The following is a 14,127-nucleotide window of genomic DNA, read 5'->3' on the forward strand; positions in this document are numbered from 1 at the left end:
CACCTCTACAATATTTTCTTAGTCGATTACATTGTACTAAAGTGAGCTATATTTGGCTCTTTTTTTATTACACAATTATATGGACATATTCGCGTATCATATATATTTAGGGTGAAATTACATTGAAATAATGATGGATATTGAGCTAGCGGGCTTGTTTATCATCACTAGCTCGTTAGAGAATGTAACGAGCTTGTCTTATATTTCTTGCACGTTAGAGAATCCATTATTCTCTTATTCATTATAAACAATAAGCTACACGTGCTTATATAATAAAAACAGGCTGGGACATATAAATGTCTCAGCCTGTTGTTTTTACTTATCTTTAACTCTCTTAACATGAATATCTTTTAGTATGTCATTCACTACATAACTTGCACAAATCAATCCTACTGTACTTGGTACAAAAGCATTTGAAGATGGTGGCATTTGTGCTTTTCTAACTTTAGCATTTTTATCTCCGACGACTTCATTAACATCTTCTCTTATTACAATAGGACTTTCATCACTAAATACTACATTTATTCCTTTATGAATTCCCATTTTTCTAAGTTTAAGACGAATAATTTTTGCCATTGGATCAGTATATGTTTTTGAAATATCAGCAATTTCAAATCTAGTAGGGTCTGTTTTATTTGCAGCCCCCATACTTGAAATCACGTTGATGTTTCTTTCTAAACATTCTTTCATAAGATGTATTTTGTACATAATTGTATCACTAGCATCTAAAAAATAATCTATATCGTATTCATTAAATAATGCTTCGTATGTTTCTTCTGTATAAAACATATGTAATGAAGTGACTTTGCAATCTGGGTTGATTAATCTAATGCGTTCTTCCATTAAATCAACTTTAGATTGTCCAATTGTTGTAGTAAGTGCATGTAATTGTCTATTCACATTTGTAATATCTACATCATCTTTATCGATTAAAATTATATGTCCTATATTCGTTCTTGCTAGTGCTTCAGCAGCAAAAGAACCAACGCCGCCTACTCCTAGTACAACAACTGTTTTGCTTTTAAGTAAATCTAATCCTTCTTTACCAATCGCTAACTCATTTCTTGAGAATTGATGTTTAGTCATATTTTTAACTCCTTTACACAAAAATACGCAAGACATAGAGTCTTGCGTACCGATAGAATCCAATTGTGCCGTAATATTGCGTGCTAGATCATTTTGGCCTGCTAAATACAGGTGGGTGCCCTGTTTCTTATTTTGCATGTCCTCCTTAAGAGGCGTATGCGCTATTAAGAAAACCCATTAGGCTCCCTTGATCGAAAGTGTTAGGTCAAAATACATAAAGCGTATCACGAACACTTCAGATGTCTACCTTATAAATTTATTTTATCATAATTCTTTTAAATAACAAGTATTTATACTTTTGTTATTCTTCGTCTAAATCTAATTGTAAATGTAATTCTTGTAATTGGCTATTTGATACTTTGCTTGGTGCGTCAGTTAATAAACAAGATGCGCTTGCTGTTTTAGGGAAAGCAATTGTATCGCGTAAATTAGTTCTACCAGCCAATAACATAACAAGTCTATCCAACCCTAAAGCAATTCCACCATGTGGAGGTGCTCCATATTTAAACGCTTCTATTAAGAAACCGAATTGTTCTTGAGCTTCCTCATCTGTAAACCCTAAAGCTTTAAACATTTTTTCTTGTAAGTCAGATTTGTGGATTCTGATTGAACCCCCACCTAATTCAAATCCATTTAATACAATGTCATAAGCATTTGCTTCAACATTTGTAGGATCTGTTTCTAACATATCTTCGTGTTCTTTTTTAGGAGCAGTAAATGGATGATGGGCAGCAACATAACGGTTAGTATCTTCATCATATTCAAATAATGGCCAATCTGTAACCCATAAGAAGTTATATTGATTAGGATCTATTAAGCCACGTTCTTTACCAAGTTTATTTCTTAATTGAGCTAAACTAGCTGCAACAACATCTTTTTTATCTGCAACAAATAGAATTAAATCACCAGATTTTGCTTCTGTTTCTTTTAATAATTCTTCTGTGTGTGATTCATTAAAGAATTTGCTAATTGGACCGTTTAATCCTTCATCAGTTACTTTAACCCAAGCTAAACCTTTAGCTCCGTATATACTTGCAAATGATTGTAATTGATCAATATCTTTTCTTGAATAGTCGTCTGCTCCATTTTCAACAACTATCGCTTTAACTTCCCCACCGTTTTCAACAGCACCTTTAAATACTTTGAATTCCATTTGTGAAGCTAATTGTGATAAATTGATTAATTCCATACCGAAACGTGTATCTGGTTTATCAATACCATATCTCTCCATTGCTTCAGCGTAAGTCATACGAGGGAATGGTGTCGTAATATCGATTCCTTTAACGTCTTTCATAATACGTTTCATTAAACCTTCGTTCATTGTCATAACATCTTCTTGATCAACGAAACTCATTTCGATATCTATTTGAGTAAACTCAGGCTGTCTATCAGCTCTTAAATCTTCATCTCTGAAACATTTAACGATTTGATAATACTTATCAAAACCGCCTATCATTAATAACTGTTTAAAAATTTGTGGTGATTGAGGTAATGCATAAAATTCACCATCATGGACACGTGATGGAACTAAGTAGTCTCTAGCCCCTTCTGGTGTTGATTTCGTTAAAACAGGTGTTTCAACCTCAAAGAAATCTCCTTCATCTAAGTAGTTTCTAACAGAGCGTGTAATTTGATGTCTCATTTTAAATGTTTGAGCTAAACTTTCTCTACGTAAATCTATATATCTATATTTAAGACGAACATTTTCATCTATATCATTTACATCTGTAATTGAGAACGGTGGTGTTTCAGATTCATTTAATATTTCTATACTTGAAACTTGCACTTCTACTTTACCAGTTTTAATTTTATCATTAACTGATTTTTCATCTCTTTTAGTTACTTGACCTTTAACTTGTATAACATATTCAGAACGAACTTTATCAGCAATTTTTAAAGCTTCATCTGAAAAATCTGGGTTAAAAACAATTTGTACTACGCCTTCACGGTCACGTAAATCTATAAAAATAAGTCCGCCAAGGTCACGTCTTTTTTGTACCCATCCGTTTAAAGTTACTGTCTGTCCAATATATTCTTCTGTTACACTTCCACAATAAGTTGTTCTTTTATTCATTATGATTCCACCTTTAAATAATTCTCTAATTCTGAAAATGCTACTGGTTCACTTTCGCCAGTTTTCATATTTTTAACTTCTACTTGCTCTTTTTGTAATTCATCTTCACCAATAACAATTGTATAAGTTGCATTTAATCTGTCAGCTTGTTTCATTTGGCCTTTTAATTTTCTACTTAAGTAATCTTTGTCACAACTAATACCTGCTAATCTTAGTTTATTAAGTAATTCTACTGAATAATGATCAGCTTGCTCTCCCATAGTAGCAATGAATAAATCTATAGAGTCTTCTTGTTCTATTTCAATGCCTTCCGCCTCTAGAGCGAGCAATAGTCTTTCAATACTTAAAGCAAATCCTATACCTGTTTCTTTTGGACCATCTAATAATTCTAATAATCCATTATAACGTCCACCGCCACATAGAGTTGTAATAGCTCCGAATCCTTCTGCATTGCTCATTACTTCAAATGCAGTGTGCGTATAATAATCTAAACCACGTACTAAATTGCTATCAATTTCATATTCAATACCAATTTCATCTAATAGTGTTTTAACTTCTTCGAAATAACTTTTTGAATAATCATTCAAGTATTCAGTAATTTTCGGCGCATTTTTTACAGCTTCTTTATCTCGATCAACTTTACAATCTAGAATGCGCATTGGATTTGTATAAAGTCTGTTTTGACAATCTTGACAAAATGTATCAATGACTGGCTCAAAATGTTCTTGTAATGCTTTAGAATAATCTGCTCTTGATTCAGCATCACCAATACTGTTAATAACTAGTTTTAAGTTTTTCAAACCGAATGACTGATAAATGTGTACAAGCATTGCAATAATTTCAACATCGATTGCAGGATTTTCTGATCCAATTGCTTCTACTCCAAATTGAACGAATTGACGATAACGTCCTTTTTGTTTTCTTTCGTATCTAAACATAGGACCAGTATAATATAATTTTACAGGCTGATTCGCATTACCTTGCATTTTATTTTCTATGAAACTTCTCACTACACTAGCAGTACCCTCAGGTCTCAATGTGAGACTTCTATCACCTTTATCTTTAAATGTGTACATTTCTTTCTGTACGACATCAGTTGAATCTCCAACACCTCTACTAAATAAATCCGTGCTTTCAAATATAGGTGTTCTAATTTCTTTATAATTATAAATTTTCATCAGTTCGTGTAATTTATTTTCAATATACTGCCATTTATAACTATCTTTCGGCAAAATATCTTGTGTGCCACGTGGTATATTTATCATTTAATTTCCTCCTTAAAATTAAAAAAGTCCCTTGTATGCTTAATAAACATACAAGGGACGAAGATTCCGTGTTGCCACCCTAATTAGTATTCTCTAAAAAAGAATACTCACTTAACAACATTGTAACGGATGTCAATCGATCTTACTTTCATAAGATTCCCTCTTCTTGTGTTCAAAAGTATACGTGGCATCTTTATAACTTTCAGCACATGTTATAATCTCTGTGTTCAGCCTAAAGTGTATACTATTCAAGAATAAACGGTAAGTTTATATTTAGTAATTTATATTAATAGTAACCCCATAATTAATTTCAGTCAACATTTAATTTGAAAAGTAAACTTTCAAACCATCTACAATACCAGTTTCAACTATGTGTCTGTATTTGCGATCAACGATTAAGTTTTCATCAGTTGGGTTGCTTATATATCCAAGTTCTAATAATACAGCAGGTGACTTAGCTTGTCTAATAACTTGGAAGTTTTCATTTCTTACCCCTCTATCAGACAAGATAGACTTTTGATTGATTGAAGTGTGTAAAGTTTTTGCGAAATCTTTATGACTTTCATGATGATAATAAACTGTTAAACCATGTGGATTAGAAGATTCAAGTGCGTCATTATGTATGCTTATGAATACATCTCCATCAGCTTGTCTATCTTTTAATTTAACGTACTCATCTTTTGAACGTGTTAATTTTACTTTAGCACCTTCATCTTTTAACATTTTTTCCAATTCTTTAGCAGTTTTTAACGTCATTACTTTTTCTGTTACGTCTTTGTGTTTGGAGCTTGCCGCGCCTTGATCACTTCCACCATGCCCTGGATCAAGTACAATGGTTTTACCCTTTAATGGTTTTTGGACTGGATCCACATCTTCTTTAATATCTAAATTTGTATGCCAACCAGCAATCCAACCCTTTTCATTGTCACTATTAATGACTTCAAACCATTTACCTTCTCTATCTATGATTTCAAACTTATCTCCATCTTTAACATCAAATATAATTGGATAAAATGCAGCTGGACCGGTTCTCAGTTCACCATCTTCTATCATAGAAAGTGACTTAGGTTCTTCATCTTCTTGTGTTAAGAGATTAATAATAATAATAATTAATGCTAATAATATTAATCCCACGATAATAATCGGTATTGGCTTTAGTTTCTTTTTTTTAAACCATAAGCTTATTCGGTTCATTGAATAATACCATCCTTGCTTTCGAAAATAATCGTTATTGGACCATCATTAACAAGTGATATATCCATATGTGCACCAAATTCACCACTTTTGACAGGTATACCATAAGAAGCTAATTGTTCATTAAAATATCTATATATATTGTTAGCTTCGGTTGGTTCTTTAGCATTCGTAAACCCAGGTCTATTTCCTTTTTTTACTGAAGCATATATTGTGAATTGTGAAATAGATAGTATTTCCCCATCAACTTGATGTATATCTAAATTCATTTTACCTTGGTCATCTTCAAAAATTCGAGTTTTGGCGATTTTTTTAGCAATGGCGTCAGCATCTTTATACGTTGACTCTTCACCAACTCCTACTAGCAATAAAAAACCTTGTTTAATTTCATTTTGAATATTTTCAGATGTCACTTTAGCTTGACTTACTTTTTGTAAAACAACTTTCAAAATATCACCTCTTAATTCCATACACGGGTAACTGTATAGATATCGCCTAATTGTTTTATTTTATCAACAATTCGATAAACGTCATTAACGTTTTTAACCATAACACTTATGTTTATAACAGCATTTTTATCTATATCAGCTTTACCTGAAACTTTTACTAATTGTACTTTAATTGAATTTACAACTTGCAAGACTTCATTTAACAAGCCATTTCGATCGTATCCTGTAATTTCCAAATCAACTTGGTAACTTTTTTGTTCATTTGTATTTTTAACCCATTCTACATCAATTAATCTCTCGGTTTCATTAATAATATTAGGGCAATCTTTTCTATGTACTTTTACCCCATGTCCTTTTGTAATGTAGCCGATGATATCATCACCAGGGATAGGGTTACAGCACTTCGATAATTTGATTAACATATTGTCCAAGCCCTCTACATAAACACCTGTTTCAGTACGTATATCATTTTTAATCGGCATAGACTTACTGACTTCTTGAACTTGGTTTAATGACTGTTTTTTACGTTCTATTCTAATTTTTTCAGATAATCTATTAACAGCTTGTAACGCGGTGATGCCTCCAAATCCTACTGCTGCATATAAATCATCTTCGTTCGAAAAATTATATTTCTCATTTACATTTTTGATATTCTCAGAAGTTAATACTTCATCTACGTTGAAACCTTGTTCTTTAATTTCAGCTTCAATCATAAACTTGCCTTTTTCAATGTTTGCAGATCTATCTTGTTTCTTAAAGAAACTGCGAATTTTGCTTTTAGCACTTGAAGAACGCACAATTTTCAACCAATCTCGACTCGGTCCATATGAATGTTTACTCGTTCTAATTTCAACTATATCTCCAGTAGATAATTTATAATCAATCGGCACGATTTTACCGTTTACTTTTGCTCCTATCATCTTATTCCCCACTTCACTGTGGACAGAGTAAGCAAAGTCTATTGGTACAGCACCATAAGGAAGTTCTACAACATCACTTTCTGGCGTAAAGACGTAAACTTTATCACTTTGTAAATCATATTTTAATGATTCCATAAATTCTTCAGCGTCTGGAGATGTGTTATCTGTTTCAGCTATCTCTTGTAACCAACTCATTTTTTGTAAATATTCTTCAGATTTATTGCTTAAGTTTTTACCTTCTTTATAAGCCCAATGAGCAGCAACACCATGTTCAGCTATTTCATGCATCTCATATGTTCTGATTTGAATTTCTAAAGGATCGCCATTTGGTCCAACTACCGTTGTATGCAATGATTGATACATATTTTGTTTTGGCATAGCTATATAGTCTTTAAATCTGCCAGGCATAGGTTTCCAAAGTGTGTGCACTAAGCCCAATACAGCATAACAATCTTTAATAGATGGCACTATGACTCTAATAGCTAATAAATCAAATATTTGTTCAAATTGCTTTTTTTGTTTAACCATTTTTCTATAGATGCTATATATATGTTTAGGTCGTCCGCTTATGTCGCCAGAAATATCCATAACTTCCATTTCTGATTCAATATCTTTAACAGCATTAGCAATATATGTTTCACGTTCACTTCTTTTTTTCTTCATAAGATTAACTATTCTGAAATATTGAACGCTATCTATATATCTTAAAGAAATATCCTCCAGTTCCCATTTAATCGTATTAATACCTAATCTATGAGCTAAAGGTGCGTATATTTCCAATGTTTCTTTTGCTATTCTTTTTTGCTTTTCTTTTGGCATGGCTTTTAAAGTTCTGACGTTATGAAGCCTATCTGCTAATTTCACAAGTATAACTCTTACGTCCTTAGCGATTGCTATAAATAGTTTACGATGGTTTTCAGCTTGCTGCGTTTCTTTTGATTTATATTTTACTTTTTTAAGTTTTGTCACACCATCTACTATAATTGCAACTTCTTCATTAAACATTTCAACCAAATCATCGTAAGTATAAGGTGTATCCTCAATTACATCATGTAAAAATCCAGCAACAATTGTTGGGCCATCTAACTTCATTTCAGTCAAAATACCTGCAACTTGTATTGGATGCATAATATAAGGTAAGTTATTTTTTCTAATTTGGCCTTGATGTGCTTTAAAAGCTAAATCGTAACTTTTTTCAACTAATTTGTAAGCTTCTTCGGATAAGTAGCTTTTAGCTTTATATAAAACATCATCAGCACTATAAGGATATTCTTTATTCATAGGGACACCACCTCATCACAAATTTCTCTTTAATATTACTATTATAGCAATTAATATAAGTAATATGCCACATATAATTATTATATTTAATCTAAAAATAAAATAGTCACAAAAGTGACTATTTTATTTGAGCATTTACATACTATTCATCATATGAAATTAAAGATACAACATCGTATCCTTTTAGTTTATCTATTCCGTGTAAATATTTCAATTCTATTAAGAAAGCAATACCTACTACAATACCACCTAGTGATTCCACCAAATGGATAGCAGCTTCTATTGTACCGCCTGTTGCTAATAAATCATCAGTAATAAGCACACGTTGACCAGGTTTAATTGCGTCTCTATGCATTGTTAAAACGTTAGAGCCATATTCTAAATCATATTCATAACGAATAACTTCACGAGGTAATTTACCTTCTTTACGAACAGGTGCAAAACCAATTCCCATAGCATAAGACACAGGGCACCCTATAATGAATCCTCTTGCTTCAGGTCCAACTACTACATCTACTTGTTTGTTTTTAGCATAACTTACAATTTGGTCAGTTGCATATTTATATGCTTCCCCATTGTCCATAATTGTTGTAATATCTTTAAAATTAACCCCTTCTTTTGGCCAATCTTGTACTTCTGAAACATATTGTTTTAAATCCATTAAACTTCCTCCTCAACGTTGCCTATCAATGACTGAATCCATTTGATTAAAGATTGACTGTCATTATATAACAAGGTCTTTTCAATTTCTATTTGTCTTTTCTTCTCTTGATACAACGGCGCACTTTGAATGCTATTCTTTTCCGCTTCTTTATTCACTTTTATTATACCATCATTTATTGTAATAAAGTCTAATTCATAAAAGCAATTTAATATGAATTTTAATTGATCAGGTTTAATTTTCAAAAATTGACAAAGTTGCATACCTTCAGTTTGAATATTTGTTTCTGCTTTACTGAGTAATGCTTTATATGTTTCTTTAAATTTTTGTTCATTAGGTAAACCTTCAAAGTATGAATTAGATTGACCTTTAAAAACTAAATAATATTTATCTGCATTAACTTGATTTAAAGTTGTTTTTAAATCATCTAAATCTTTTGGTAAATCTCTAAGCACACACGCTTCAACATTTCTTTCATATCCTTCTCCATAGAACACATATCTATCATTTAGTTTTTCTTCTGTTGAATTAACTACAAACAAAGCGTCTTTTTGATTAATTTTCAATAAGTCTTGTTTATTTTTACTTCTATAATCGAATACTGTATGTTCATTACCTAACTCTAAATCTTTTACGATTATTTGTGGAGATTGATGTCCATTCCATTCGTTTACATTTAAGCTGCCTGCTATATTAATAGTTGTTTCATTTGTTATGTCGTGTTGAAGATGTCCGAAATTCCAATGAAGTGCTGCAATATTTTTGTCGGTTAATGTAAGTTTTAAATGTTTTTCACTTTGTCCAATACCTTTCACCGAATTAACCTGCACATTTTTCACTGCAAATAATGGTGCAGAAATATCAGTTCCAAAAGGTCGTAATCTCTCTAAGTCAAAAATATTTTCAACTGAAATGTCAGATACTTGAATTTCTGAATCCACAGTTAATTGCGGTAATAGTGGTTTACCTTCTGTTAACTTATACATTTCATCATTTAAAGCTTTTTTTAATGATTCTATAGCATCAATATCTAACGTCATACCTGCTGCCATATGATGACCACCAAACTTTTGTATAAGTTCAGAGTTATTTTGAAGAAATTCAAACATAGATACTTGTTCAATACTTCTAGCTGATCCTTTAGCATGATTTTGCTCTATATCCACATTTAACACGATAGTTGGTAAATGATATTGTTCAACAATTCTTGATGCTACTATTCCGAGAACACCCTCGTTCCAATCTTCTTTTGCTAAAACTAAAAATTGTGCATTGGTGTCAATTTGTTCTTGAGCGAGCACAAGAGCTTCTTCTGTAATAGTTTCAACTATTGCTTTTCTTTCCGTATTAAAATGATCTACTTCTTCAGCAAGAAAAGTCGCTTCATCGCTGTCTTCGCACATCAATAATTCACATGCTAATCTAGCATCATCCAGACGACCAACCGCATTTAATCTTGGGCCAATTATAAATCCTACAGTTTGTTCACTGACTTCATCAGTGTAATCTGCGACTTCTAACAGTGCTTTAATACCTGGGGAAGGTTTTTCATTTAAAATGTTTAAACCTCTCTTAACCATATATCTATTCTCATCAGTTAAACTCACTAAATCTGCAATAGTACCGATTGCTACAAGTCCAAGAAAATAATCGGGCAAGTCCGCCTTAAGTGCTTTACATAATTTATAAGAAACCCCTACACCTGCTAAATATTCAAATGGATAGTCGGAGTCAGGGTGCATAGGATGGACGATAGCATATGCATTGGGTTTTGTAATACCAAATTCGTGATGATCTGTTACGATAACGTCTATCCCTAATTCATTAGCAATATCTATTTCATGATGCCCTTGAACACCATTGTCTACTGTAATGATTAAAGTAACGTCTTCATCATGAGCATTTCGAAATGCCCCTTCACTCGGACCATATCCTTCTGTAAATCTATTCGGAATATACCAACCGACTTGAGCTCCAAGTGATTCTAATGTTTTTACGAGAATTGTTGTTGATGTCACACCATCAGCATCATAATCACCATATACTAATATTTTCTCACTATTTTCTATAGCTTTATGTATTCTTGAAACAGCTTTCTCCATATCACTTAACAACATAGGATCATGAAAAAGTTCTTCTTTAGAAAGTAAATGTTCGATATCAGTTTGTGTTGTATAACCTTTAGAAACTAATGCTTTTTCTAATAGCGGGGAAATATTAAATTTTTTAATTATCTGCTTGTCTATTTCTATAGTTTGTCTAGGTATAGACCATTGATAACGTGCTTTAGTCATAACAAATCTCCTCATTTCTACTCAAAACATTATACATGAAAAATTAATGATTCTCTACTAAACAAATTAAGAATATCAAAATAAATATTTTTTGCATAGAATTGATAAACTTCAACTGCATAAAAAAGCACTTATCAAAGCAGACACATAAAGTGTAGCTTTGATAAGTGCTCATGAATTTTAAACGAGTATTTTTTCGTCGTTTGATTTTTTCTCTTCGTAGACAACTAATTTGCCGTCATCAGAATTTTTAAGTTCTTTCTTTTTCAACATGCCCCATAGCGGAACTGCCACGAACACAGATGAGAACACACCTGAAATCAGTCCTATAAGTAATGCTAATGAGAAGTTGAATATACTTGATGATCCAAAGATTAATAGTCCAATTACAACTATTACAACTGTTAACACTGTATTAATTGATCTCGTCATCGTTTGTCTAATAGATGAATTTACAATCATATCAATTGTTTCTGGGTCTTTTATAACTTTGATTTTACGTAAGTTTTCACGAACCCTATCAAATGTAACGATTGTATCGTTTATGGAATAACCGATTATCGTTAATACAGCAGCAATAAATGTAATATCTACTTCTAATCTAAATAAGCTAAACACTGTTACAATCATGAACACATCGTGTAGAAGTGCTAATACTGCAGTAGTTCCCATTCGCCATTCGAATCTAAATGTAACATAAATGACGATACCAAGCGCTGCAATGCCTAAAGCTTTCAATGCGTTTACTGCGAGCTCTTGGCCAACTACAGGAGATACTGTACTAACATTAGGGTCATGACCTAAAGTATCTTTAAAATCAGATTTAACTTTTTTTATCTCCGATTTATCTAAAGCATCTTTAAACTGTACAGTAGCCATTTTATTACCCGAACCACTTGTCGTAACTTGAGAAGGTTCTAATCCCATATCTTTAAATTGTTTAGATACTTGTTCAGTTTTTATTGCATTATCAGATTGTAAATCAACTCTTGTACCACTTGTGAAGTCGATACCGAGATTTAATTTAAATATAGATATTATAATCGCACCAACAATAATAGTTATGATACTAAATGTTAAGAGCGGTTTTGCAAGTTTAACAAAATTAACTTTATCATAAGGTGTGCTTAAATCATGCACATCTAATTTTTCGCTAATATCATGTCTTGATTTTTTAGATATGCCGAACCAAGTATACTTTTTGTTAAAGTAATTTGAGTTAATCAAGATTGATAACAGTAATCTTGTTAAGAATACTGATGCTACAAAACTCATCAGAATAGATAGTAATAACATTGTTGCGAAACCTTTAACGGAACTTTCACCAAATACAAATAATACTAATGCAGCTAATATTGTCGTTAAGTTAGCATCTAGTATTGTAACAAATGATGAACCCGAACCTTTTTTGAAGGCTTGTTTCAATGTCCTTCCGATTCTTAACTCATCTTTTATCCGTTCATACATAATAATATTCGCGTCTACAGCCATACCTACACCTAACACCAGAGCAGCTAGACCAGGTAAAGTAAGAACACCTGAAATAAAGTTGAATGCTAATAATGTTAAATAAACATAAGCGCTTAATGTAACAACAGCAACAACACCAGGTAATCTATAGTAGATTAACATGAATAAAAATACGATACCTACACCAATTGTAGAGGCAAAAATCGTTTCATCTAAAGCATCTTGACCAAACTGAGCACCTACTGAAGTAGAATAAACTTCATCTAATTTAACTGGTAAAGAACCTGAATTTAATAAGTCAGCGATTTGTTTTGCTTCTTTAACGCCTTCTTCACCTTTAAATCCGCCTGATATTTCTACATTTTCAGAATTGATAGGCTGACTAACTGTCGCTGCAGAAATATACTTAGGCTCTTTGCCTTCTTGTTCTTTCTTAGCTTCTTTTTCGTAGCTATCTCCATTTTCGTAATCCATCCAAATAACCATCAGGTTTGGATTCATTTTAGATACTTTTTCAGTTACTTCTTTAAATTTTTCTGCATCTTTTAATTTAAGTGTAACTGCTACTTCGTTTGTATTATCTTTAAAACCTTGTTTAGCGCCACCTTGTACTAAATCTTTACCTGATAATAGTACATTATCTTTAGCATCTCTAATTGTTAAGTTAGCTTGAGTCGAAAGTACTTCACGAGCCTCGTTTTGATCTTTAATACCCGCTAATTGTACTCTTATTCTATTGCCTTCCTCAACTTGAATCTTCGGTTCAGAAACACCCAATACGTTAACACGTGATTCCAAAGTTTTGGCGGTCGATTTAACAGCGTCTTTATCTATTTTGTCACCTTTATCTAAAGGATTGACTTGATAAAGAACTTCAAATCCACCTTGTAAGTCTAGACCTAAATTTACATTCTTCGTTATATTTTTACCGGTTGATCCTATTAAAGTAAAAATCAACACCGAGAGAAGTAAAAAGGTTATAATTCTACTACGCTTTTTCACGATAACACCTCTTACTTTTTTTAGTTCACTATATATGTTATAGCATACATTACCAGTTTTTGAATAGTCATAACGTACATGTATCAAAAAAAGACATGGATAACCATGTCTTTAACGTTAAATATATTAAACTAATTCCATCAAAATGTAAACTTTTTTATGAAGGGTCTACTTGTTTGATAGCAGGTTTTTCAAAAGTAATTTCTTGGCCTTTGTCATTTACAGTAACAACAACGATTGATTCGTCAACTGCTCTAACTGTACCTTTAATTCCACCAATTGAAGTAACTTTTTGACCTACTTCTAAGCGGTTTAATAATTCACGATGCTCTTTTGCTCTTTTTTGTTGTGGTCTAATCATTAAGAACCAAACAAGTGCAAATATCAAAATAATTGGTAATAATTGTACTAATACTTCCATAATCATACTC

General features: G+C 32.0%; 10 protein-coding genes and 1 other RNA gene. All 11 read right to left on the reverse strand.

What is annotated here, in order from left to right; genetic code table 11:
- Positions 1-315 precede the first annotated feature (315 nt).
- Positions 316-1,086, reverse strand: coding sequence for a tRNA threonylcarbamoyladenosine dehydratase (locus tag LQ682_RS03635; protein WP_239723881.1), 771 nt, complete (start codon positions 1,084-1,086; stop codon positions 316-318).
- Positions 1,087-1,138: 52 nt separating this feature from the next.
- A non-coding RNA gene (ssrS, locus tag LQ682_RS03640) (6S RNA) lies at positions 1,139-1,331 on the reverse strand.
- A 56-nt stretch (positions 1,332-1,387) separates the two neighbouring features.
- The gene (gene aspS / locus LQ682_RS03645) at positions 1,388-3,160 is read right to left on the reverse strand and encodes an aspartate--tRNA ligase (RefSeq protein ID WP_103268864.1); all 1,773 of its coding nucleotides are present in this window, start codon (positions 3,158-3,160) and stop codon (positions 1,388-1,390) included.
- Positions 3,160-4,425, reverse strand: a complete 1,266-nt coding sequence (gene hisS / locus LQ682_RS03650) for a histidine--tRNA ligase (protein WP_016999261.1) — start codon at positions 4,423-4,425, stop codon at positions 3,160-3,162. The genes aspS and hisS overlap by 1 nt, the downstream gene beginning before the upstream one ends.
- Positions 4,426-4,746: 321 nt before the next feature.
- Positions 4,747-5,619, reverse strand: a complete 873-nt coding sequence (locus LQ682_RS03655) for an N-acetylmuramoyl-L-alanine amidase family protein (protein WP_070044715.1) — start codon at positions 5,617-5,619, stop codon at positions 4,747-4,749.
- Positions 5,616-6,068, reverse strand: coding sequence for a D-aminoacyl-tRNA deacylase (gene dtd / locus LQ682_RS03660; protein WP_026023630.1), 453 nt, complete (start codon positions 6,066-6,068; stop codon positions 5,616-5,618). Before dtd ends, LQ682_RS03655 begins: the two co-directional genes overlap by 4 nt.
- An 11-nt stretch (positions 6,069-6,079) precedes the next feature.
- Positions 6,080-8,269, reverse strand: a complete 2,190-nt coding sequence (locus LQ682_RS03665) for a RelA/SpoT family protein (RefSeq protein WP_064211066.1) — start codon at positions 8,267-8,269, stop codon at positions 6,080-6,082.
- Positions 8,270-8,411: 142 nt separating this feature from the next.
- Complete coding sequence (locus LQ682_RS03670; RefSeq protein WP_064204324.1) at positions 8,412-8,930, reverse strand: adenine phosphoribosyltransferase; 519 nt, start codon at positions 8,928-8,930, stop codon at positions 8,412-8,414.
- Entirely contained in the window at positions 8,930-11,224 is a 2,295-nt protein-coding gene (recJ, locus tag LQ682_RS03675) for a single-stranded-DNA-specific exonuclease RecJ (RefSeq protein ID WP_239723883.1), read from the reverse strand. Before recJ ends, LQ682_RS03670 begins: the two co-directional genes overlap by 1 nt.
- Before the next feature lie 180 nt (positions 11,225-11,404).
- Positions 11,405-13,696, reverse strand: a complete 2,292-nt coding sequence (gene secDF / locus LQ682_RS03680) for a protein translocase subunit SecDF (protein ID WP_239723885.1) — start codon at positions 13,694-13,696, stop codon at positions 11,405-11,407.
- A gap of 157 nt (positions 13,697-13,853) precedes the next feature.
- Positions 13,854-14,117, reverse strand: coding sequence for a preprotein translocase subunit YajC (yajC, locus tag LQ682_RS03685; RefSeq protein WP_016999267.1), 264 nt, complete (start codon positions 14,115-14,117; stop codon positions 13,854-13,856).
- Positions 14,118-14,127 lie beyond the last annotated feature (10 nt).

It is taken from the genome of Mammaliicoccus sp. A-M4 (genome assembly GCF_022386955.1).
In the GTDB taxonomy this organism is placed as follows: Bacteria; Bacillota; Bacilli; order Staphylococcales; family Staphylococcaceae; genus Mammaliicoccus; species Mammaliicoccus lentus.